Raw genomic sequence first — 21,463 nt, forward strand, 5'->3', positions numbered from 1 at the left:
GTCGCGGTGATCGTCATCGAGATGGGGATGATCACGCCCCCCGTCGGGCTCAACGTCTTCGTCGTGAAGGGCGTCGCCACCGACGTGCCGATGGCCACGATCTTCCGGGGCGTCTTGCCCTTCCTGCTGGCGATGTTCATCGGGCTCCTGCTCATCATCGCCTTCCCCGCCATCGCGCTCCTCGTCCCGGACACGATGTTCGGGTGAGCGTTGGTGCGCGGCGGTACGGGACCGGCGCGGAGGGCGGTCAGACGGTCGCGCCGATCTGCCAGGGCACGAATTCGTTGTCGCCGAGGCCGAGATCCTCGCTCTTGGTCGGGCGGCCGGAGGCGGTCGAGAGGATCAGGTCCACGATCTCGCGCGCCTTCGTCTCCAGCGGAACGCCCGCGCTCAGCACGTCGCCGCAGTTGAGATCCATGTCGTCGGGCATCGCATGGGCGAGGCGGTCGTTGGTCGCGAGCTTGATCGTCGGCGCGGGTTTGGAGCCGAAGGCGGAGCCCCGGCCGGTGGTGAAGACGATAATCTGCGCGCCGCCCGCGATCTGGCCGGTGGCCGAGACCGGATCGTAGCCGGGCGTGTCCATGAAGTTCAGCCCCGGCGTCCGGATCGGCTCGGCATAGTCGAGCACCGCCTCGAGCGGCGCGTTGCCGCCCTTCGCCACCGCGCCGAGCGATTTCTCGAGGATGGTGGTGAGCCCGCCCGCCTTGTTGCCGGGCGAGGGATTGTTGTCGAGCGAGGCGCCGTTCTTCGCCGTGTATTCCTCCCACCAGCGGATGCGCTCGATGAGCTTCGCCGCGACCTCGGGCGAGGCGGCGCGGTCGAGCAGCAGGCGTTCGGCGCCATAGATCTCCGGGGTTTCCGAGAGCACGGGCGAGGCGCCCTGGGCCGCGAGGATATCGGAGGCGATGCCGAGGGCGGGATTCGCGGTGATGCCCGAGAACCCGTCCGAACCGCCGCATTGCAGCCCGATCCGGAGCGCGGAGGCGGGAGCGGTCTCGCGCTTCGCGTCGTTGAGCGCGGGCAGCATCCCGCGCACCCTCGCCTTGATCGCGTCGATGGTCTTGCGGGTGCCGCCGGTGTCCTGGATCGTCAGGCCGTGGAAGCGGGCGGCCTCCCCGAGGTCGCGCTTCATCCGGGCGATCTGCATCACCTCGCAGCCGAGCCCGACGAAGAGCGCGGCGCCCACGTTCGGATGCCCGGCGTGGCCCGCGAGCACGCGTTCGAGCGCGGCGAAGCCGGGGCCCTGGTCCGCCATGCCGCAGCCGGTGCCATGGGCGAAGGCCACGACGCCGTCGACGTTCGGGTAGTCGCGGAGCGCGCTTTCCATCCGCAGCTCCTCGGCGGCGCGGCGGATCACGGTGGCGGAGCAGTTCACGGTCGCGACGAGCGCGAGGAAGTTGCGCGTGCCGACCGAGCCGTCGGCGCGGCGGTAGCCCTGGAAGCTCAGCGCCGGCCCCCGGCGCGCGTCGAGCGCGGCGCGGGCCGCGTCGAGCCCCTGGCCGGGGTGGTAGTCGCGGGAATGCTCGCCGAATGCGCAGTTGTGGCTGTGCACATGCGCGCCCTCGGCGATGTCCTCGGTGGCATAGCCGATGGTCTGGCCGTATTTCACCACCCGCGCGCCCTTCGGGATCGGGGCGCGGGCGACCTTGTGTCCGGCCGGGGCCACGCCCTTCTCGGTCAGGATCGCGACCGTGTCCGACGGATGCAGGATCAGGGGTTCAGGCATGGACGAGCCCCCCGGCCATCGCCCGTGCCCCCCGCGCGAGCAGCCCTTCGAGCGCGGCGGTCAGGTCGGCGGCGAAGCCCTGGTCCGAGGCGAGCGCGGGCGGGAACACCTCCGCCACGCCGAGATAACCCCGGACCGTCTCCGCCGGATCGTCGCGCCAGAGCGCGGCGAGCCTCGGCGCGAGCGGGTCCTTGACCTCGATCGGCTGGCCCTTCTCGTCGCGGCCGGAGGTGTAGCGGATCCAGGCGGCGACGGCGAGCGTCAGGCCCGGAACGGGGCGGCCGGCGGCGCGGCTCTCGGCGATGGTGCCGAGGATGCGTTGCGGCAGTTTCTGGCTGCCGTCCATCGCGATCTGCCAGGTGCGGTGGCGGATGCCGGGATTGGCGTAGCGCGCGGCGAGCGCGTCGGCGTAGGCGCTGAGCTCCTCGCCCGGCGGCGGTGTCAGCGCGGGGATGATCTCGTCGCGCCAGAGGCTCCGCGCGAAGCCGGCGAGCACCGGATCGGCCACGGTCTCGGCGATGGTCTCGTGCCCGGCGAGATAGCCGAGATAGGCGAGCGAGGAATGGGTGCCGTTCAGCATCCGGAGCTTCATGTGCTCGAAGGGCGTCACATCCGCGACCATCTGCGCGCCGGCGGCGGCGAAATCGGGACGGGGGCCGGCGAAGTGATCCTCGATCACCCATTGCCGGAACGGCTCGTGCATCACCGGCGCCTCGTCGCGGTACCCGGTGAGCTCTTCCACCCGGTCGAGATCGGCCGCGGTCGTGGCGGGAACGATCCGGTCCACCATCGTAGCGGGGAAGGCGCCCTCGGTCTCGATCCAGGCGGCGAGGTCGGGGTCGATCAGCCGGGCGAGTTCGAGCGTCACCCCGCGCGCGACGCGGCCGTTCTCGGGCAGGTTGTCGCAGCAGAGCACGGTGAAGGGGGGACGACCCGCCGCCCGGCGCGCCGCGAGCGCGCGCACGAGAAAGCCCGGCGCGGAGCGCGGCAGCGGATCGGCGATGTCATGGACGATGTCGGGGTGGTCGCGGTTCAGCCGCCCGCTCGCCGGATTGTGGCAATAGCCCTTCTCGGTGACGGTGAGGCTGACGATGGCGACCTCGGGCGCCGCCATCGCGTCGAGCACGGCGCGGGGATCCTCCGGCGCCACGAGCACGCCCCGGAGCAGGGTGACGACCTCGGCGCTCTCGCCCTCCGGCCCGAGCTCGACCGCCGTATAGGCCCAGCCCTGCGGCGCGAGCCGGTCGCGGGTGCCGGGCGATTGCAGCGAGACGCCGAGCACGCCCCAGTCCTCGCCCGATTTCCGAGCGGCCTCGGCGATGTAGATCGCGCCATGGGCGCGGAAGAAGGCGCCGAGGCCGAGATGGACGATCCGCGCCGGGGCGGGCGAGGGATCGCGGTGGAGCCTATCGTGCAAGCCAGCCTCCATCGACATTGAGGACCGCGCCGTTGATGTAGTCCGAGGCCGGGGCGGCGAGGAAGACCGCGGTCTGGCCGATGTCCTCGGCCCGGCCCCAGCGCCCGGCGGGGATGCGGTCGAGGATCGCCTTCGAGCGCTCCGGATCGGCGCGCAGCGCCTCGGTGTTGTTGGTCTCGATATAGCCCGGCGCGATCGCGTTCACATTGAGCCCCTTCGCCGCCCATTCGTTGGCGAGGAGCTTGGTGAGGCCCGCGATCCCATGCTTGGACGCGGTATAGGAGGGCACGCGGATGCCGCCCTGGAAGGAGAGGAGCGAGGCGATGTTGACGATCTTGCCCATGCCCCGCGGCAGGGCGGCCTTCGCGAAGGCCTGGGCCGTGAAGAACGCCGCCTTGAGGTTCACGTCGATCACCGCGTCCCAGTCCTCTTCCGAGAACTCGACCGCGTCGGCGCGGCGGATGACGCCGGCGTTGTTGACGAGGATGTCGATCCGCTCCGCGGCGAAGACGTCGCGCGCGGCCATCGGATCGGCGAAGTCGAGCCTCAGCGACCGCCCCGAGCCCATCAGCGCCAGCGTCTCGTCGCAGTCGCGCCGGCCGGCGGCGATCACCTCGGCCCCGGCCCGGGCCATCGCCACCGCGATCGCCTGGCCGATGCCGGTATTGGCGCCGGTGACGAGCGCGACCCGGCCTTCGAGCGAGAACGGATTCATCGCAGATCCGCCGGCTGGATGAAGTCCATGTCGGTATAGTCGATGTTGTCGCCCGCCATGGCCCAGATGAAGGTATAGCCGCCGATCCCGGCGCCGGAATGGATCGACCAGGTGGGCGAGATCACCGCCTGCTCGTTGGCGACGAAGAGGTGGCGCGTCTCGGTCGGCTCGCCCATCAGGTGCAGCACGCGCGATTCCGGGGCCATGCCGTGGTAGAGATAGGCCTCCATCCGCCGGTCATGGACGTGGGAGGGGATGGTGTTCCAGACCGAGCCGTCCTCGAGCGTGGTATAGCCGAGCACGAGCTGGCAGCTTTCCATCACCAGCGGGTGGATGAACTGCCGGATCGTGCGCTTGTTGGAGGTCTCGACCGCGCCGGTCCTCATCTCCTTGGCCTCGGAGACGGTGACGAGCCGGCAGGGCAGGGCGCGGTGCGCGGGGCAGGAGGTGATGTAGAAGCGGCCCTCGCCGGAGAAGGTGACGGGGCCGGAGCCCATGCCGAGGTAGAGCACGTCGCCGTAGCCCATGTCCCAGCCCTGCCCGGCGGCCTCCACCCGGCCGGGGCCGCCGATGTTGACGATTCCCATCTCGCGGCGTTCGAGGAAGGTGGCCGTCCGCGTCTCCTCCACCTTGTCGAGCGTCAGGGACCCGCCTGCGGGGACCGCGGCGCCGACGGTGAAGCGGTCGTAATGGGTGTAGACGAGCCGGATCTCGCCCTCGGCGAACATGCCCTCCGTCAGGAAGTGGCGGCGGAGCGTCTCGGTATCCATGCCCTTCGCGTGATCGGGATGGATGGCGTGGCGGGTTTCGACGGAGAGCATGGGGAACCTTTCAGAGGAAGTCGTCGCGGCGGGGGGTGAAGCTGTCGATCAGCTCCCCCGCTTCGAGGCAGAGGCAGCCGTGCTCGGCGCCCGAGGGGATGACGAAGGCGTCGCCGGGGCCGATCTCGAAGTCCCGGCCGTCGAGCGTGAAGCGGTAGCGGCCGGAGCGGACATAGGTGGATTGCACATGCGGGTGGCTGTGGAGCGCGCCCCGGTCGCCCGCCGCGAAGGCGAAGCGGACCAGCATGAGTTCGGGGGAGTGCGCGAGCACGGTCCGGACGGGATCGCTCATTTGAACAACGCGGGCAGCCAGAGGGAAAGGGCGGGGATGTAGGTGACCAGCATCAGGGTCGCGAACGCGGCGAAGTAGAAGGGCCAGATCGTGCGCATCGCCTGCCAGATCGAGATCCGCCCGACCGCGCAGCCGACGAAGAGCACCGCGCCCACCGGCGGCGTGCAGAGCCCGATGCCGAGGTTCAGGATCAGGATCACGCCGAAATGCACCGGATCGACGCCGAAGGCCTGCGCCACGGGAAGGAAGATCGGCGTCGTGATGATGATGAGCGGCGACATGTCCATGAAGGTGCCGAGGATCAGCAGCGTCGCGTTGATGAGCAGCAGGATCACGATCGGGTTGTCGGAGATCGACTGGAGCCCGTTCACCATCGCGGTCGGCACGCGCAGATAGGCGAGCAGCCAGCCGAAGCAGGCGGCGGTGCCGATCACGAGCAGCACCATCGAGGTGGTGCGGACCGCGGCGATGGTCGCGTCGGTGAATTCGTGCCAGGGCAGCGTGCGGTAGACCAGCGCGGTGACGAGCAGCGCGTAGACGACCGCGACGTTGGCGCTCTCGGAGGCGGTGAAGAAGCCGGAGCGGACGCCGCCGAAGATGATCGCGACCAGGATCAGGCCGGGCACAGCCGAGAGGAAGAGCCGGCCGAGCGCCGCGAGGCCCGGGAAGGGCTCGGTCGGATAGCCGCGGCGCCGCGCGACGAACCAGGCGGCGGTCATCAGCGAGAGCGCGAGCAGCAGGCCCGGGATCACGCCCGCGGTGAAGAGATCGGCGATCGAGAGCCGGCCGCCCGCCGAGATCGAATAGATGATCATGTTGTGCGAAGGCGGGATCAGCAGCGCGATGATCGAGCCGACGACGGTGAGGTTCACCGCGTAGTCGACATCGTAGCCGCGCGCCTTCATCTGCGGCACCATCAGTCCGCCGACCGCGCTCGCATCGGCCGCGGCCGAGCCCGAGACGCCGCCGAACATGACCGAGGCGAGCACGTTCACCTGGCCGAGGCCGCCCCTCAGATGGCCGACCATGGCACCCGCGAGGGCGACGAGCCGCCGGGCGATGTCGCCGCGCACCATCAGGTCGCCGGAATAGATGAAGAAGGGGATCGCCATCAGCGCGTAGACCGAGACGCCGGAATTCAGGCGCTGGAACACGACGACGGGGGGCAGGCCGAGATAGAGCACGGTGGCGAAGCTCGACACGCCGAGGCAGAAGGCGACCGGCGTGCCGATCAGCAGCAGGAACACGAAGGTTCCGAAGAGTATCCAGAGTTCCATGTCAGGCCCCCGTGCCGGTCTGTTCGGCCAGATCCTCGTCTTCCGGATCGAGGTCGCCGAAGCGCGCGGTCGGCAGGCCCGCGACGCGGCGCAGCACGCGCTCGGCGGAGAAGAGGATGATGAGCACGCCGCCGACCATCAGCGGCAGGAAGTCGTAGAAGCGCGAGATCCCGATGCCGGGCACCATGTCGCGCGCCGCCTTGGCGGCCAGCTGGGAGCCGTACCAGGTCATGCCGAAGCCGAAGGCCGCCACGACGAAGTCGGAGATCGTGTGGAGCCAGGGCGCCACGCGGTCGGGCAGGAACACGAGGAGCACGTCGAAGGAGAGGTGATAGCCCTCGCGCAGGCCGACGGCCGCGCCGAGGAAGATGAACCAGGCCATGATCATGACCGAGCTCGGCTCGGCCCATTGCAGGCTGTCGTTCAAGAAGTAGCGCACGAAGACCTGCGCGAAGATGATGACCGTCATCAGCACGAGCCCGATGCCCGCGATCCAGAGCGCGAGGCGCGCGATCCAGCCGGTGGCGAGGGCCAGGCCCTGCATCCTGTCCTGCACGTCATGACTCCTTCCTGGGGGGGAGGCCCGGCCGCGGGAACGGCCGGGCGAGCGGATGGTTACTCGGTTTCCTGAATGCGCTTCACCAGGTCCTTGGCCTCGGGCGTGGTGACGTATTTCTCGTAGACGGGGCCCATCGCATCGACGAATTCCTGCTTGTTCACGTCGGTGACGACCTGGACGCCGGCGGCCTCGACCTTCTCCTCGGAGGCCTTCTCCTGCTGCGCCCAGAGGTCGCGCATCACGGGGACCGAGTTCTTCGCCGCCGTGCGCATGATCTCCTGGTCCTCGGCGCTGAGCTTGTCCCAGCTGACCTTCGACACCGCGAGGAGTTCGGGCACCATCAGGTGCTCGTCGAGCGTCAGGTACTTCGCGACCTCGTAATGGCCCGAGCTGTCGTAGGAGGGCCAGTTGTTCTCGGCCCCGTCGATGACGCCGGTCTGGATCGAGGAATAGACCTCGCCATAGGGCATCGGCGTCGCATTGGCGCCGAGCGCGGACATCATGTCGACGAAGACGTCGGACTGCATCACGCGGAACTTCATGCCCTTGAGATCGGCGACCGACTTGATCGGCTTCTCGGAATTGTAGAAGCTGCGCGAGCCGCCGTCGTAATAGGCGAGCACGACGAGGTCATGCGCGTCGAAATCCTGCGCGATCTCCTCGCCGATCGGCCCGTCCATCACATGGTGCATCTGCTCCTCGGACTTGAAGAGATAGGGCAGCGAGAGAAGCTGCGCGCTCGGCACCATGTCGTTGAACGAGCCGAAGCTGGCGCGCACCATGTCGATCACGCCGAACTGGGTCTGTTCGATCGTGTCCTTCTCCTCGCCGAGCTGCGAGGAGGGAAAGACCTGGATGCAGAGCCGGCCGCCGCTCTTCTCCTCGACCTCCTTGGCCATGGATTTCACGGCCTCGACGGTCGGATAGCCGTCGGGATGGGTGTCGGACGAGCGCAGCGTGATCTCGCAATCGGCCGCCGCCGCGGCCGAGACGAGCGCGGCCGAGGCGAGCAGCCCGGCGAGAGTGGTGTTCAGGAACTTCATCTAATCCTCCCGATGCGAAGTTCAGAGCTTGTAGGCCTTCTTGGCGAGGCCGTGGGCGAGGTCGCGCGCCAGCTCCGGCGCGTCCTCCTCGTCGAGCCGGCCGCTCAGGACCAGCGTCGAGAGATACGCGCAGTCCACCCGCCGCGCGACGTCGTGGCGCGCGGGGATCGAGCAGAAGGCGCGGGTGTCGTCGTTGAAGCCCACGGTATTGTAGAAACCCGCCGTCTCCGTCGCCATTTCGCGGAAGCGGCGCATCCCCTCGGCGCTGTCGTGGAACCACCAGGGCGGGCCGAGCTTCAGACAGGGATAGACGCCGGCGAGCGGCGCGAGTTCGCGCGAATAGGACGTCTCGTCGAGGGTGAACAGGATCACGCTCAGATCGGCGCGGGTGCCGACCGCGTTCAGGAGCGGGCGGAGCGCGGCGACGTAATCGGTGCGGCCGGGAATGTCGAAACCCTTGTCGCGGCCGAACATCGCCAGCATCGCATCGGAATGGTTGCGCCGGGAGCCGGGGTGGATCTGGAGGACCAGCCCGTCCTCGAGGCTCATCCGCGCCATTTCGGTCAGCATGTGCCCGCGGAAGGCGTCCGCCTCCTCCGCCGAGCAGGCGCCCCGGAGCGCCTTCCCGAACAGCGCCGCCGCCTCGGTGGGCGCGAGGTCCTCGGTCCGCGCGGTCGCATGGCCGTGATCCGAGGAGGTGGCGCCGAATTCCTTGAAATAGGCGCGGCGCGCGCGGTGCGCGTCGAGATAGCCGTCCCAGGTCGCGGTGTCGAAACCGGTCTGCTCGCCCATCAGCGCGACATTCTCGGCGAAGCCCGCCATTTCCGGATCCACCACGCCGTCCGGCCGGTAGGCGGTGATCACCCGGCCGCCCCAGTTCGAATCGCGGATCATGCCATGCCAGCGCAGCTCGTCGGTCGCGGGCTCGGTCGTGCTGATGACCTCGATGTTGAACCGCTCGAAGAGCGCGCGGGGGCGGAACTCGGGCCGGGCGAGGCAGTCGGCGATGTGGTCGTAGTACCAGTCCGCCGTCTCGGCGCTCAGCACGCGGTCGATGCCGAAGACGTGCTGGAAGCTGTGGTCGAGCCAGAGCCGCGAGGGCGTGCCCCGGAACAGGTGATAATGGCTCGCGAAAAGGCGCCAGATCGCGCGCCCGTCGGTCTCGGTCGGGCCGCCGTCGGCGCGCGGCACGCCGAGCGCCTCGAGCGGGACGCCCTGCGAGAACAGCATCCGGAACACGTAGTGGTCGGGCGTGACGATCAGCTGCGCCGGATCGGGGAAGGGCTCGTCGAGCGCGTACCAGCGCGGATCGGTATGGCCGTGCGGGCTGACGATCGGCAGGTCGCGGACCTCGGCGTAGAGCGCGCGGGCCAGATCGCGGGCGCGGCCTTCGATCGGAAACAGCCGGTCTTCGTCAAGCAGGGCCATGCGCCTCGTCTCCTCCTGTCGCCTCCGCTTGTCTCGCGGCTAGACTTCTAATATGCTAGTTTGTGAGATACGTCAATCACCCCGTCAACGAGGAGCCTCCGATGGCCGCGTCAGAGTCCGGGATCGCCGCCTTGCCGTCGCTGGGCGATCTTCGTCCCCGCACCGTCACGGACCAGATCTTCGATCTGCTCTACGAACGGGTGGTGAATCTGTCGCTGATGCCCGGGGCGAAGCTCTCCGAGGCCGAGGTGGCGGCGCAGATGGGCGTGTCGCGCCAGCCGGTCAGGGACGCCTTCTACCGGCTGTCGCAGCTCGGCTTCATCCAGATCCGGCCGCAGCGCGCGACCACCGTCACGCCGCTCTCCGAGGCGGCGGTGCTGCGCGCCTATTTCATCCGCTCCGCGCTCGAGGAGGCCTGCCTGCGCAAGGCGGCGGAGCGGCTGACGCGGCGGGATCTCGACGCGCTCGGGCGGCTGATCGCGGCGCAGGAGAAGGCGGTCGCCGCCGACGCGCGCGCGGAGTTCCACGCGCTCGACGACCAGTTCCACCATGACATCTGCGAATACGCGGGGCTCGAATTCGTCTGGACGCTGGTGAAGGAGAACAAGGGGCACATGGACCGCGCCCGCTACCTCAGCCTCTCCTATGGCGCGGCCACGGCGCTCGCGGAGCATCGGCTGATTCTGGACGCGCTCCGGGCGCGCGACGCGGAGGCGGCGGTGGCGGCGATCCGCCAGCACCTGTCGCGGATCGAGGACATCATCGCGCGCCTGCACGTGGACCAGCCGGAGGTCTTCGGGGACTGACGGGGCGCGCGGGCGCGGGTGCTTTCGCCGGGGCTTCCCTTGCCGGCGGGTAAAATCGGGCTAACGCTCTTGTGAGGGCGGCGCGCGCGCCGCCCGCCGACCTCCCGGGGGTTGTCCCGGCCGGCGGATCCGGAAGGGCACGCGGGCGGGGGGCTTCCGGAGTGCCAAGCCGAGCCTCGAAGCCAAGCCGGAGCCGCCAGATGTTTCCTCCCAGCCACACTTCCCGCCGCCGCCTGCTCCAGGCCGGCGCGGCGGGCCTCGCCCTCGGACAACTGGGCCTGCCGCTCCATCCGCGCGCGGCGGAGGCGCCGCCGATCGACACGTACCGGCCGGTCTTCTTCTCGGCGCCCGAATGGGCCTTCATCCTCGCGGCGACCGGGCGTCTCATCCCCTCCGACGGCGATGGCCCCGGCGCGATCGAGACGCGCGTGCCGGTCTTCATCGACCTGCAGCTCGCCGGAGATTTCGGGGCGGCGGCGGACTGGTACATGGAAGGGCCGCACCAGCCCGACGCCGATCCCAAGCTCGGCTACCAGACGCCGCTGACCCCGGCCGAGATCTACCGGGGCGCGATCGGAACCTTCGACCAGTGGTGCGGCTCGACCTATGGCAAGGTCTTCGCCGATCTCTCGCCCGAGCAGCAGGACGAGGCGCTCGCCACGCTGGAAAAGAACGCCGTCGGCGCCTCGGAGCCCCGGGTCGCGGGCGGCGCGCAGGGCGACGTGGGGGCGACAGAGGGAACGCCCCAGACCGACGAGGGCGGCCAGTCCGCGCAGGGCGACGCGGGCGGAGCCGGGGGCATGCCCCATCCCGAACTCAACGCGGGCGGCGCGCCGGCGGCCGGCGAGACGCTCGAGGTGGCGATCCTGCCGCCGGAGCTGCGCGACTTCTTCACGCTGCTCGTGCAGAACACCAAGGAGGGCTATTTCGCCGATCCGAAATACGGCGGCAACGCGGGCATGGCGGCCTGGGCCTATATCGGATTTCCCGGAGCGCGGGCGGCCTATTCCGAATGGGTGACGCGCTACAACGAGCCCTACACGCTCGGCCCGGTCTCGATCTCCGGCGAGAGGGCCTGAGCCATGGCACGTCAGGAGAAGAAGAAGGACGTCGTCATCATCGGCCTCGGCTGGACCGGCTCGATCCTCGGGATGGAACTCGCGAACGAGGGCTTGGAGGTTCTCGCGCTGGAGCGGGGCGACGATCGCGACACGGTGCCCGATTTCGAATATCCCAAGGTCGCGGACGAGCTGCGCTACGGCATCCGCTACGGCTTCATGCAGAAGCCGCGCAACTCGACGCTGACGATCCGGCGCACGCTCGACGAGACCGCGCTGCCCTACCGTGTGCTCGGCTCCTTCCTGCCCGGCGACGGCGTCGGCGGCGCGGGGATCCACTGGAACGGCCAGACCTGGCGGCCGCAGGCGGTCGAATACCGGCTTCGCTCCCATGTCGAGGAGGCCTTCGGCGCGGATATCATCCCGCCGGAGATGCGGCTCCAGGACTGGGGCGTGACGGCGGAGGAGCTCGAGCCGCATCTGACGCGGTTCGAATACCTGCTCGGCATCTCGGGCAAGGCGGGCAATCTCGACGGCACCATCGTCGCGGGGGGCAATCCGTTCGAGGCGCCGCGCTCGAAGGAATATCCGTTGCCGCCGCTCGTCAACACCTACGACTCGGTGCTCTTCGCGGACGCGGCGCGGGCGATGGGCTACCATCCGTTTCCCCGGCCCTCGGCGAATGCGAGCGCGGCCTATGTGAACGAATACGGGATGCAGCTCGGTCCCTGCAACTATTGCGGCTTCTGCGAGCGGTTCGGCTGCCTCAACTACTCGAAGTCGAGCCCCCAGACCTGCGTGCTCGACGCGCTGAAGCGCAAGCCTAACTTCGAGTATCGCGTCCGATCCGAAGTGCTCCGGATCGAGAAGGCGGCGGATGGCAAGACGGCGACCGGGGTCACCTATTTCGACGAGCGGGCGGGGGAGGAGGTGTTCCAGCCGGCCGATCTCGTCGTGCTCTGCGCCTATTCGCTGCACAACGTCCACCTGCTGCTCCTATCGGAGATCGGGACGCCCTATGATCCGCGCAGCGGCGAGGGGGTGGTCGGGCGCAACTATTCCTACCAGATGAACGGCGGCACGACGCTGTTCTTCAAGGACAAGGAGTTCAATCCCTTCGTCGGCAACGGCTCGGGGGGCATCACGATCGACGACTTCTCGATGAGCCAGATCGATTTCGCGAAGGAAGGTTTCATCGGCGGCAGCTACATCACCGCGGGACATACCGGCGGGCGGCCGATCCAGCAGATGGCGCTGCCGCCCGACACGCCGAGCTGGGGCGCGGGATGGAAGCGGGCGGTCGGCGAATGGTACGGCCATGCGATGAGCATCGGCAGCCACGGCTCCAACATGGCCTATCGCGACACCTGTCTCGACCTCGATCCGACCTACAAGGATCGCCACGGCCGGCCGCTGATGCGGATGACCTTCGACTGGAAGCCGAACGACATCCGGATGACGCAGTTCATGAAGTCGAAGATCGAGCCGATCGCCAAGAGCATGAACCCCGACATCATGCGCTCCTCCTTCAAGTCCGAGGGCGCGGCCTACGACGTGCGGCCCTACCAGACCACGCACAATGTCGGCGGCGCGATCATGGGCGCCGACCGGGCGACCTCGGCGGTCAACCGCTACCTGCAGAGCTGGGATCTGCACAATCTCTTCGTGATGGGGGCCTCGGCCTTCCCGCAGAACATCCAGTACAACCCGACCGGCGCGGTCGGGGGTCTCGCCTACTGGGCGGTGGCGGCGATCCGGAAGGATTACCTGCCGAACCCGCGGCCGCTGATGTGAGGTGGATGCGATGCTGACCCTTCTGCGTATCATCGCCTGGCTCCTGCTCCTCGCCATCGTCGCCGCGCTCGCGCTGATCTTCGTGCCCGCGCGCCACACCGGTCCCCAACCCGTCGAGATGGCCGCCGCCGGCGCGACCGGGGATCCCGACGCCGCCGCGCTCTACGCCGCGCGGGTCGCCGATTGCGCCGGATGCCACACCGCCGACGACGGAGAGCCCTTCGCCGGCGGGCGGCCGATCCCCAGTCCCTTCGGCGCGATCTATTCGCCCAACATCACGCCCGATCCGGAGACCGGGATCGGCGGCATCACGCTCGACCAGTTCCGCGCCGCGCTCTACGACGGGATCGGCCGCGACGGCCGGAACCTCTACCCGGCGATGCCCTACGACAGCTACCGCGAGCTGTCCGAGGCCGATGTCGAGGATCTCTACCACTACTTCACGAAGGTCCTGGCGCCGGTCCGGAACGAGCCGCGGGAGACGGACCTGCCGTTCCCGCTCGACCAGCGCTGGGGCATCCGCGCCTGGAAGCTGGTCGGCCTGCCGGAGGCGGGCTTCGAGCCCCGGTTCGACGATCCGGTGCTCGACCGCGGCGCCTATCTCGTCGAGGGGCCGGGCCATTGCGGCGCCTGTCACAGCCCGCGCAACCTCGTCTACGCCCAGGCGGGCTTCACCTCGGAGGATCCCGACTTCCTGACCGGCGGCGAGATCGGCGGCTGGACCGCGCCCGACCTGCGCTCGGACCAGAGCGCCATCGCGCGGTGGAGCGACGCCGACCTGAAGCTCTTCCTCGCCTCGGGCCGCAACGCCCACGCGGGCGTGCGCGGGGAGATGAAGCTCGCGATCGAGCATTCGCTCCAGTACTTCTCGGACGACGACCTCTCCGCCGTCGTCGCCTATCTGCGCGCGATCGGTCCGGCCGGGGCGGGATCGGGCGCGGGCGCCGCGGAGGCGCCGCCGGTGGGTCAGCCCATTCCGCGCGTCGACAGGCTCGCGGACGAGTCCGCGACCGAGACCGAGCGCCTGCTCTCCGCCGCCGAGCCCGGAATGCCGCTCGGGGCGCGGCTCTATCTCGACAACTGCGCCGCCTGCCACTTCGTCGACGGCAAGGGCGCGGACCAGATCTTCCCCGCGCTCGACGGCAATTCGCTGGTGACGGCGCCGAAGGTCACGGGGCTCGTCTCGACGATCCTCGCCGGCGCGGCGCTGCCCTCGACCGGGGAGCGGCCGGCCGCGGTCAGGATGCCGGGCTTCGCCGACCGGCTGTCGGACGCCGAGGTGGCCGAACTCGCGACCTTCGTGCGCGGCGCCTGGCACAACGACGCGCCGGCGGTGAAGGAGGAGGATGTCCGCGGCCTGCGCGACGCCGGCGCCGACTGACGGCGCGGGGGCTGGACACGGGGCCGCGGAAGCGGTCTCAATGCCGGAGGGTCCGCGCCCCGGACGGGCCGGCATTGGGGAGAAAGCGATGCTCAAGGGGATCGACCCGCTCATCGGCCCGGATCTGTTGCGGGCGCTGGCGGCGATGGGCCATGGCGACGAGATCGCCATCGTCGACGCGAATTTCCCGGCCGCCTCGGTGGCGCGGGAAAGCGTGCTCGGCCACCCGCTCCGGATCGACTGCGACGCGGTGCGCGCCGTCCGCGCCGTGCTCTCTCTGCTGCCGCTCGACACGTTCGAGCCCGATCCGGCGCTGACGATGCAGGTCGTCGGACGGCCCGAGGAGATCCCCGAGGTCGTGCGCGAGGCCGCCCCCCTCTTCGAGGCCGAGGGGGTGGCGACCGCGGCGCTGGAACGCTTCGCCTTCTACGCGCGCGCGAAGCGGAGCTTCGCGGTGCTTGCCACCGCCGAGACCCGGATCTATGCCAACTTCATCCTGCGCAAGGGCGTGGTCTTTCCGTAGCGGGCGGCGGGGACCGCGCCGCCCGGATCCTTAGTAGGTCGCCGCGAGATAGGCCGCGATGGCCTTCGCATCCTCCTCGCTGATCGGCGCGCCGTAGACCTTGATCATCTTCGTCACCTCGGCGCTCCAGAAATCCGCGCCCATCCCCGGCGGCTGGTATTCGATGTAATCGGCCGAATGGCAGGCGCCGCAGTTGGATTCGGCTGTCTCGACGCCGGGGCCGGGCCGGAACGTCGCCGACTCGTCGGGAAGCGCGTAGGTCACGGGCGCCGCCGGGGATGCGAGCGGGGCGGCGAGAAGCAGCGCGGCGAGCGCGGTGCGAAAGACATGTTTCATCGTCGCCTCCTCAGTTCACGGTGATCCGGGTCGTCTCGACCACGTCGCGCATGTAGCCCGAAGGGTTCCAGAGCGGTTCCGTCGGCTGGCTCTGCCCGATCCGGTTGACCGCGCGGACCATCAGCGTCCGCTCGCCCTTCGCGACGGCGAGGCTGGTGGTCCATTCGCGGAACGCGTAGCGGCCCAGATCCTCGCCCAGGGCCGCCGATTGCCAGGACCTGCCCCCATCCGCCGAGACATCGACCTCGGTGACGCCGTAGCCGCCGTCGAAGGCGATGCCGCGCAGCGCGAGCGTCCCGGCCGGCACCGTCGCGCCGTCCTCGACGCTGGTGATGAAGGACCGGATCGAGAAGCGGCCGATCGGGACGGTCGCCGCGGGCTTCGTCCCCGGCTCGACGCAGGCGCAGGCATTCGCGGGAACGCGGTAGGCGGGTTTCATCCAGAAGTCCTCGAACGGCTTCTCGACCACCGTGATCGTGCTCAGGTGCTTGACCCAGTAGGTGCCGTAATAGCCGGGCACCACCAGCTTGACCGGATAGCCGTTCAGCCAGGGGATGTCCTCGCCGTTCATCTGGTAGGCGACCATCACCTCGCCGTCGAGTGCGTGGTCGATCCCGAGCGCCTTGCGGAAGTCGGGTGTCTTGTCGATGACCGGCCCGTCGAGCCCGTCGAAAACCACCTGCGCCGCGCCTTCCCCGACGCCCGCCTTCTCGAGCAGCGCCCTGAGCGGCACGCCCTTCCAGACCGCGCAGCCCATCATGCCGTTCCCGGCCTGCCCGCCGCCGACGCGCGGCGTGAAGAGGCCCCGGCTGTTGCCGGAGCACTGGTTCACCGCCGTGATCTCGACCGGCTCGTAGGCCGATTTCAGCTCCGCGAGGCCGACCCGGACCGGCGTGTTCACGAGGCCGCCGATCTCGATCGCATAGGTGTCGGGGTCGATCTCGGTCGGGACCCCGGCGAGGTGGTAGCGGACGAAGAAGGCGTCGTTCGGCGTGATGACTCCTTCGTCGAACACGCTGAACGGGGTTTCGAGCTGTGGCGGGCGGGCGGTGAGCCGCAGCAGCGGCCGCTTCCCCGGGTAGGCGACGAGCTCGCGCTCGCCATTGGCGAAGGGCAGTCGCGCGACATCGGCGAAGGCGGCGCGCAGCCCCGCCCCGCCCAGGATGCCGACCGCGGCCGCCGCGCGCGCCGAGGCTCCGAGAACCTGTCTTCTGGTGACCATGAGTTCCTCCCTACGCGGCCCCCGATTCCGGGTGGTCCGATGGAAAGAAAACGTCCGGGAAGCCGGGTTTATTCCCTCCTCCGCCGAGGTGGGCGAGAACTCTAGCCGAGGCAGGGGCGATGCGCGCCGGAGAGAAGCGCCAGCGGCTCGCCCTCGTCCCCGCCCTCCCGCCGCGTCGCCGCCATGAGCGCGCTGGCGATGGTCGCGAAACGCGGCACGTCCATGCCGCGGGAGACGAGATGATAGTCCCGCCCCGCGGACCAGGAGGCGAGTCGGAGATCCCCCTCGATCTCCACCACCAGGCGCTCCCGCGCCGGCCGGGGGGCCGCGTCCTCGGCCCGGAACAGGCTCAGCCGGCATCCATGCGCGCCCAGGTAATCCGTCTGACCGGCGGCGCGGCCGTCGGCGAGCGGCAGCCGGCCGGAGCGGACCAGCCTCAGGCCCGTCGCGCCGATCAGCGCGGAGAGGCGGTCCGGCGGCGGCGCGGCGGCCGGCGGCGCCGCGCCGGCCACCCAGGCGTCATGGGCCGCGACCATGCGTGCCACATCGCCCGAGACGACGCCGCCCGCGGCCGCGCCACGCTCCGGTGACGCCGGTGTCATCGATTGCCAGCCGGCGAGACCGAGACCGAGGGCGAGGACCGCCGCGGCGGCGGTGGCGGCGCCGAGCCACCGCGCGTTCCGCCGCCGGACCATCCGGCCGCGGATCGCCTCGACGTCTACCCGGGCCGTTTCCTCGCCGATGGCGGCGACCCCCGCGCGCAGCGACCGGAGGATCGCGACGCGCCGCGCGGTTTCCGGGTCCGAGGCGGCGATCCGCGCGATCCGCGCCGCCTGCCCGGGCGCGAGTTCGCCATCGACATAGGCGCTCAGCTCCTCCATCGAGACGGGTTTCTGCGTCATGGCATCCTCCGGGCGGCGGCGGGGAAGGGGACGACGCCCTCGTCCGACAGGCGCCGGAGCAGGTCGCGCCGGGCGCGGCTGACCCGGCTCATCACGGTTCCCGGTCTGACCCCAAGCAGTTCGGCCGCCTCGCCATAGCTGAAGCCGAGGATGTCGATCAGCGCCAGGATCTCGCGGTGGCTGGCGCTGAGGCGGCCGAACGCCTCGCGCACGACGATCCGGTTGAGGATCAGATCCTCCGACCGGAAGCCGGCCGGAAAATCCGCCACCTCCCCGGCGGGAGCTTCCGCCCGGTCCGCGCGCCGCCGCCGCGCCCGGCAGCGGTCGATCCAGAGGTTGCGCAGGATCCGCGTGATCCAGGCGCGGAAGGCGCGCTCGTCCGCCGGGACGTTCCTGCTCTCCACCGCCCTGACGATCGCATCCTGGACCAGATCCCCGGCGAGGTCGGGATCATGCGTGAGCGCGACCGCGTAGCCGACGAGCCGCGGTGACACCCGACGCAGCATTGTCCAGTTGGCCGTCGAGAACACTGGCATCTCCGATCCCGTTCCGGCGCCGCCGGCCACGTTCCGCGAAAGCGCCGGGCCTTGCAACCGTCGCGGCGGGCGCGAGCGTCACGCCTGCCCGCCGCGCGGTCCCTTCGGCAGCAGTTCCGCGGGCAGCGGAAAGACGATCGTCGTGGTCCTGTCGTTCGCGATGTCGTTCAGCGCGTTGAAGTAGCGCAGCTGCATCGCGTTCGGCTGTTCGGCGAGCATCCGGCCGGCCTCGACCAGCTTCGCCGCCGCCTGCTGCTCGCCCTCGGCGTTGATCACCCGGGCGCGGCGGTGGCGCTCCGCCTCGGCCTGCCGGGCGATGGCGCGCACCATGCTCTCGTCGATGTCGACATGCTTGATCTCGACATTCGCCACCTTGATCCCCCAGGCGTCGGTCTGGCGGTCGAGGATCTCCTGGATATCCACGTTCAGCCGGTCGCGCTCGGCCAGCATCTCGTCGAGCTCGTGCTTGCCGAGCACCGAGCGCAGCGTCGTCTGCGCGAGCTGGCTGACCGCCATCTGGAAATCGGCGACGTTGATGATCGCGCGTTGCGGGTCGACGACGCGGAAATAGATCACCGCGTTGACCTTGACCGAGACGTTGTCGCGGCTGATCACGTCCTGACTCGGCACGTCCTCGACGCGGGTCCTGAGGTCGGTGCGCACCACCTGCTGGACGAAGGGGATCATCAGCGCGAAGCCGGGCCCGCTCACGCGCGAGAACCGGCCGAGGGTGAAGACGACGCCGCGCTCGTATTCGCGGAAGACGTAGACGGCGAGCGGCAGGACCAGCAGGACGAGCGCCAGCCCGAGCAGCGGGAAGATCCAGTTGAAGATGTCGATCGGCATGGCCTAGCCCCTTTCCTGAACGCCGTCCCCGGGCGCGGCCTCGACGTGAAGGACGAGCCCCTCCCTGCCGCGCACGCGGACCTCCTCGCCCGGCTTCAGCCCGGGCGGGCCGGCGGCCTGCCAGCGCTCTCCCTCGGCCCAGACGAAACCCGCCTCGCCCGACCATTCGAGCACCCGCGCCGGCGCGCTCGTCATGCGCGCGCGTCCGCTGGCGGGCGCGCGGCGATAGGCGCGGATCGTGGCGCCAAGAAGCAGCGCGAAGGCCGCGGCGCCGACCGTCCCCAGCGCGGCGATCGTCCACCACGAGATCTGGTATTCGGGCACATCCGTCTCGATCAGGATCGAGGCGCCGAGCACGAAGGCGACGAGCCCGCCGGCGCCGAGGACGCCGAAGCTCGGCGTCACCGCTTCGAAGGCCATGAAGGCGGCGCCGAGCCCGATCAGCGCGAGGCCGGCGTAGTCGAGCGGCAGCTGGTTCAGCCCGTAGAGCGCGAGCGTGAGGCAGATCGCCCCGATCACGCCGGGCGCGACCGCGCCGGGATTGAGAAATTCGAAGATCAGCCCGTAGATGCCGATCATCATCAGGACGAGCGCGAGATCGGGATTGGAGAGGACGGCGAGCAGGCGCGTCGTCGCGCTCATCTCCACGGTCTCGACCGGCGGCCCGGCGACGGCGAGCGTCACCTTCGCGCCATCGACCTCGACAATCCGGCCGTCTGCGGCGGCGAGAAGTTCGGGCAGGTTTCGCGCGACGATGTCGATCACGTGCTCGCGCAGCGCGGCTTCCGCGGACAGGCTCTCGGCCTGGCGCACCGCCCGCTCCGCCCAGTCGGCGTTCCGGCCGCGCATCTCGGCGAGGCTCCGGATCAGCGCCACCGCGTCGTTCGTGGCCTTGGCCGCGTGCGCGTCCTCGGGCGCCGGCTTTTCCGCGCCGCCCGGCAGTCCCTCGGGCAGTCCGCCGATCCGGACCGGGGTCGCCGCGCCGAGATTGGTTCCCGGCGCCATCGCCGCGACATGGGTCGCGTAGAGGATATACGTTCCCGCGCTGGCGGCGTGCCCGCCGGAGGGCGCGACATAGCCTATCACCGGAACCCGGGAGGCGAGGATGGCGGAGACGATCCGGCGCATGGCCTCCGCCAGCCCTCCCGGCGTATCGATCCGGAGCACCAGCGCCGCCGCGCGCCGATCCTCCGCGAGGCGGATGACACGGTCGACATGCTTCACCGTCGCGGGGCCGATCGGTCCCTCGATCGCGGTCATCAGCACGACCCGCGGGCCACCGGCGGGCACCGGCGCCGCCTGGGCCGACAGGACCGCCGCCAGCGCGAGGGCCGCGGCCAGCGCGGCCAGAAGGGCGAGACGTCGCACATTCGCCTCCCTTCGCCGATCATACCGCTTCGCGCCTCCCGCGACAACGCGGGGCCTCAGGCCGGCTCCCGCGGGAGGCCCGGCTCACCCCGGCCAATGCCGGTCACGAGCCGGGTCAGCGGTGTCGCCGTGATGCCATGGACGAGAACGGAGGCGAAGACCACGAGGCTCGTCCAGGGCCATAACTCCGCCACGCCGGTTTCCCGCGCGGCGAGCAGCGCGTAATAGGTGGAGGAGACGCCGATGGGTCCGAACCAGCCCATGAAGGCGAATTCCGCGCGGGTGCCGAATTCCGGCGCCACCACGCGCCCCAGCATCCACCAGGGCAGGCGCCGCAGTGCCAGCACCGCGGCGGCGAAGGCGGGCGCTGCCCAGCCGAGCGCGGCCCAGTCGCCCCAGGGCAGGGCGACCCCGATCAGGATGAAGGCGGGGAGGTCGAAGAAGCGTCCGATCGCCTCCTGCGCGTGTTCGTGCCGCGTCTCGCGGCGCGAGACGTAACGGGCGAAGGTGACGCCCGCGGCGAAGACCGCGAGGATGCCGTCGCCGCCCATCAGCCGGACCAGCGCGAGGACGGTGAGCGAGAGCGCGAGGCCGACGGTGATGAGCGAATGATCGTCCGAGAACGGCTGGCGATAGGCCCAGAGCAGCAGCCGTCCCGCGAGCCAGCCGGCGGCGGCGCCGATCACGACCGCGCCGCCGATCTCCCAGAGAAGGACGCGCGTCAGCCATTCGGTCACCGCCGCGCCCGGCGGCTCGGTCAGGAGCAGCAGCGGCAGCATGACGAAGAGAAGGCCGAGGCCGTCGTTGGCGCCGCTCTCGGCGATCAGCAGGCGGCGGATCCGGGCGGGGAGATGCTCGGCGATCTTGCCGGTCGTGATCGAGCCGGCGACGACCGGATCCGTCGGCGCGAGGATCGCGCCGAGGAGCAGGGCGACCAGGGGCGAGGCGCCGAGAAAGACCGCTGCGAGGCCGGCGGAGGCGAGCCACATGACGAGGAGGCCGGGGCCGAGCACGAGGAGGAGCGGGGCGAGGTTGCGCCGGACATAGCCCGCCGGCAGGCGCAGCGCCGCGCCCATCACCGCGATCGCGAGCGTCATCCGCGCCACTTCGAGCAGCGCGTCGCGCGGCTCCACGGGCAGCCGCGCGGGATCCGCGAGACCGAGCACCGCGGGACCGGCGAGCACGCCCAGCAGAAGGCAGAGCGTCGGTTCCGACATCCACAGGCGGTTCTTCACATATCCCGCGAAGAGGCCGAGCACGAGCACGACACCGGCGGAGAGGGCGATCGCGATGTTGAACTCGGTCAGGGGGTCGAGGTCGAGAAGAGCGTCCATGCCGGGGAACGAGGCGCGGCGGGGTTTGTTCCGGGATCGGCGCGGTCGGCCGATCCCGGCGTGGCGCGCCCCGGCGCCG

General features: G+C 70.2%; 22 protein-coding genes. 6 read left to right on the forward strand and 16 right to left on the reverse strand.

What is annotated here, in order from left to right; all coding sequences use genetic code 11:
- On the forward strand, nt 1-207 hold a 207-nt coding region (locus FJM51_RS09770; RefSeq protein ID WP_140453961.1), incomplete at its 5' end, for a TRAP transporter large permease subunit.
- Between the two features lie 40 nt (nt 208-247).
- On the opposite strand, the gene FJM51_RS09775 is transcribed toward FJM51_RS09770, so the two are convergent.
- The 9 genes from FJM51_RS09775 to uxaC are packed head-to-tail and all read right to left on the reverse strand — an operon-like array spanning nt 248 to nt 9,278.
- Nucleotides 248-1,726 carry a UxaA family hydrolase gene (locus FJM51_RS09775; protein ID WP_140453962.1) on the reverse strand — a complete coding sequence of 493 codons (1,479 nt, stop codon included), beginning with the start codon at nt 1,724-1,726 and terminating at the stop codon, nt 248-250.
- Nucleotides 1,719-3,155, reverse strand: coding sequence for a mannitol dehydrogenase family protein (locus FJM51_RS09780; protein ID WP_140454093.1), 1,437 nt, complete (start codon nt 3,153-3,155; stop codon nt 1,719-1,721). Before FJM51_RS09780 ends, FJM51_RS09775 begins: the two co-directional genes overlap by 8 nt.
- Nucleotides 3,133-3,858: a 2-dehydro-3-deoxy-D-gluconate 5-dehydrogenase KduD gene (gene kduD / locus FJM51_RS09785; RefSeq protein WP_140453963.1), complete on the reverse strand. Its 726-nt coding sequence runs from the start codon at nt 3,856-3,858 to the stop codon at nt 3,133-3,135. Before kduD ends, FJM51_RS09780 begins: the two co-directional genes overlap by 23 nt.
- A complete protein-coding gene (gene kduI, locus FJM51_RS09790; protein ID WP_140453964.1) occupies nt 3,855-4,679 on the reverse strand; it encodes a 5-dehydro-4-deoxy-D-glucuronate isomerase in 825 nt (274 codons plus the stop codon). Before kduI ends, kduD begins: the two co-directional genes overlap by 4 nt.
- Nucleotides 4,680-4,689: 10 nt before the next feature.
- On the reverse strand, nt 4,690-4,971 hold the full coding sequence (locus FJM51_RS09795) for a cupin domain-containing protein (protein WP_140453965.1): 282 nt from the start codon (nt 4,969-4,971) through the stop codon (nt 4,690-4,692).
- A complete protein-coding gene (locus FJM51_RS09800) occupies nt 4,968-6,248 on the reverse strand; it encodes a TRAP transporter large permease (protein WP_140453966.1) in 1,281 nt (426 codons plus the stop codon). The genes FJM51_RS09795 and FJM51_RS09800 overlap by 4 nt, the downstream gene beginning before the upstream one ends.
- A gap of 1 nt (nt 6,249) precedes the next feature.
- Nucleotides 6,250-6,804 carry a TRAP transporter small permease gene (locus FJM51_RS09805; protein ID WP_140453967.1) on the reverse strand — a complete coding sequence of 185 codons (555 nt, stop codon included), beginning with the start codon at nt 6,802-6,804 and terminating at the stop codon, nt 6,250-6,252.
- A 59-nt stretch (nt 6,805-6,863) separates the two neighbouring features.
- Nucleotides 6,864-7,850: a TRAP transporter substrate-binding protein gene (locus FJM51_RS09810; RefSeq protein ID WP_140453968.1), complete on the reverse strand. Its 987-nt coding sequence runs from the start codon at nt 7,848-7,850 to the stop codon at nt 6,864-6,866.
- 21 nt (nt 7,851-7,871) lie between these two features.
- Nucleotides 7,872-9,278: a glucuronate isomerase gene (gene uxaC, locus FJM51_RS09815; RefSeq protein ID WP_140453969.1), complete on the reverse strand. Its 1,407-nt coding sequence runs from the start codon at nt 9,276-9,278 to the stop codon at nt 7,872-7,874.
- Between the two features lie 101 nt (nt 9,279-9,379).
- Between uxaC and FJM51_RS09820 the strand changes: the two genes are divergently transcribed.
- From FJM51_RS09820 to FJM51_RS09840, 5 genes are all read left to right on the forward strand, one after another.
- Nucleotides 9,380-10,084 (forward strand): GntR family transcriptional regulator, encoded by a 705-nt coding sequence (locus FJM51_RS09820; protein ID WP_140453970.1) that lies wholly within the window; start codon nt 9,380-9,382, stop codon nt 10,082-10,084.
- 200 nt (nt 10,085-10,284) lie between these two features.
- Nucleotides 10,285-11,163 (forward strand): gluconate 2-dehydrogenase subunit 3 family protein, encoded by an 879-nt coding sequence (locus FJM51_RS09825; RefSeq protein WP_140453971.1) that lies wholly within the window; start codon nt 10,285-10,287, stop codon nt 11,161-11,163.
- 3 nt (nt 11,164-11,166) lie between these two features.
- On the forward strand, nt 11,167-12,936 hold the full coding sequence (locus FJM51_RS09830) for a GMC family oxidoreductase (protein WP_140453972.1): 1,770 nt from the start codon (nt 11,167-11,169) through the stop codon (nt 12,934-12,936).
- A 10-nt stretch (nt 12,937-12,946) separates the two neighbouring features.
- A complete protein-coding gene (locus FJM51_RS09835) occupies nt 12,947-14,317 on the forward strand; it encodes a cytochrome c (RefSeq protein WP_140453973.1) in 1,371 nt (456 codons plus the stop codon).
- Between the two features lie 88 nt (nt 14,318-14,405).
- Nucleotides 14,406-14,840: an RbsD/FucU family protein gene (locus FJM51_RS09840; protein ID WP_140453974.1), complete on the forward strand. Its 435-nt coding sequence runs from the start codon at nt 14,406-14,408 to the stop codon at nt 14,838-14,840.
- A 30-nt stretch (nt 14,841-14,870) separates the two neighbouring features.
- Here the strand turns inward: FJM51_RS09840 and sorB are convergent, their stop codons facing one another.
- From sorB to FJM51_RS09875, 7 genes are all read right to left on the reverse strand, one after another.
- On the reverse strand, nt 14,871-15,176 hold the full coding sequence (gene sorB, locus FJM51_RS09845) for a SorB family sulfite dehydrogenase c-type cytochrome subunit (protein WP_140453975.1): 306 nt from the start codon (nt 15,174-15,176) through the stop codon (nt 14,871-14,873).
- A gap of 10 nt (nt 15,177-15,186) precedes the next feature.
- Entirely contained in the window at nt 15,187-16,398 is a 1,212-nt protein-coding gene (sorA, locus tag FJM51_RS09850) for a SorA family sulfite dehydrogenase catalytic subunit (protein WP_140453976.1), read from the reverse strand.
- A 101-nt stretch (nt 16,399-16,499) separates the two neighbouring features.
- Nucleotides 16,500-17,300 (reverse strand): anti-sigma factor, encoded by an 801-nt coding sequence (locus FJM51_RS09855; protein ID WP_140453977.1) that lies wholly within the window; start codon nt 17,298-17,300, stop codon nt 16,500-16,502.
- Nucleotides 17,297-17,830 (reverse strand): RNA polymerase sigma factor, encoded by a 534-nt coding sequence (locus tag FJM51_RS09860; RefSeq protein ID WP_210240251.1) that lies wholly within the window; start codon nt 17,828-17,830, stop codon nt 17,297-17,299. The genes FJM51_RS09855 and FJM51_RS09860 overlap by 4 nt, the downstream gene beginning before the upstream one ends.
- An 84-nt stretch (nt 17,831-17,914) precedes the next feature.
- Entirely contained in the window at nt 17,915-18,682 is a 768-nt protein-coding gene (locus FJM51_RS09865) for a slipin family protein (RefSeq protein WP_140453978.1), read from the reverse strand.
- A gap of 3 nt (nt 18,683-18,685) precedes the next feature.
- Nucleotides 18,686-20,050 carry an NfeD family protein gene (locus FJM51_RS09870; RefSeq protein WP_140453979.1) on the reverse strand — a complete coding sequence of 455 codons (1,365 nt, stop codon included), beginning with the start codon at nt 20,048-20,050 and terminating at the stop codon, nt 18,686-18,688.
- Nucleotides 20,051-20,106: 56 nt separating this feature from the next.
- Nucleotides 20,107-21,384: a cation:proton antiporter gene (locus FJM51_RS09875; protein WP_140453980.1), complete on the reverse strand. Its 1,278-nt coding sequence runs from the start codon at nt 21,382-21,384 to the stop codon at nt 20,107-20,109.
- Nucleotides 21,385-21,463 lie beyond the last annotated feature (79 nt).

The organism is Amaricoccus solimangrovi (assembly GCF_006385685.1).
Classification (GTDB): domain Bacteria; phylum Pseudomonadota; class Alphaproteobacteria; order Rhodobacterales; family Rhodobacteraceae; genus Amaricoccus; species Amaricoccus solimangrovi.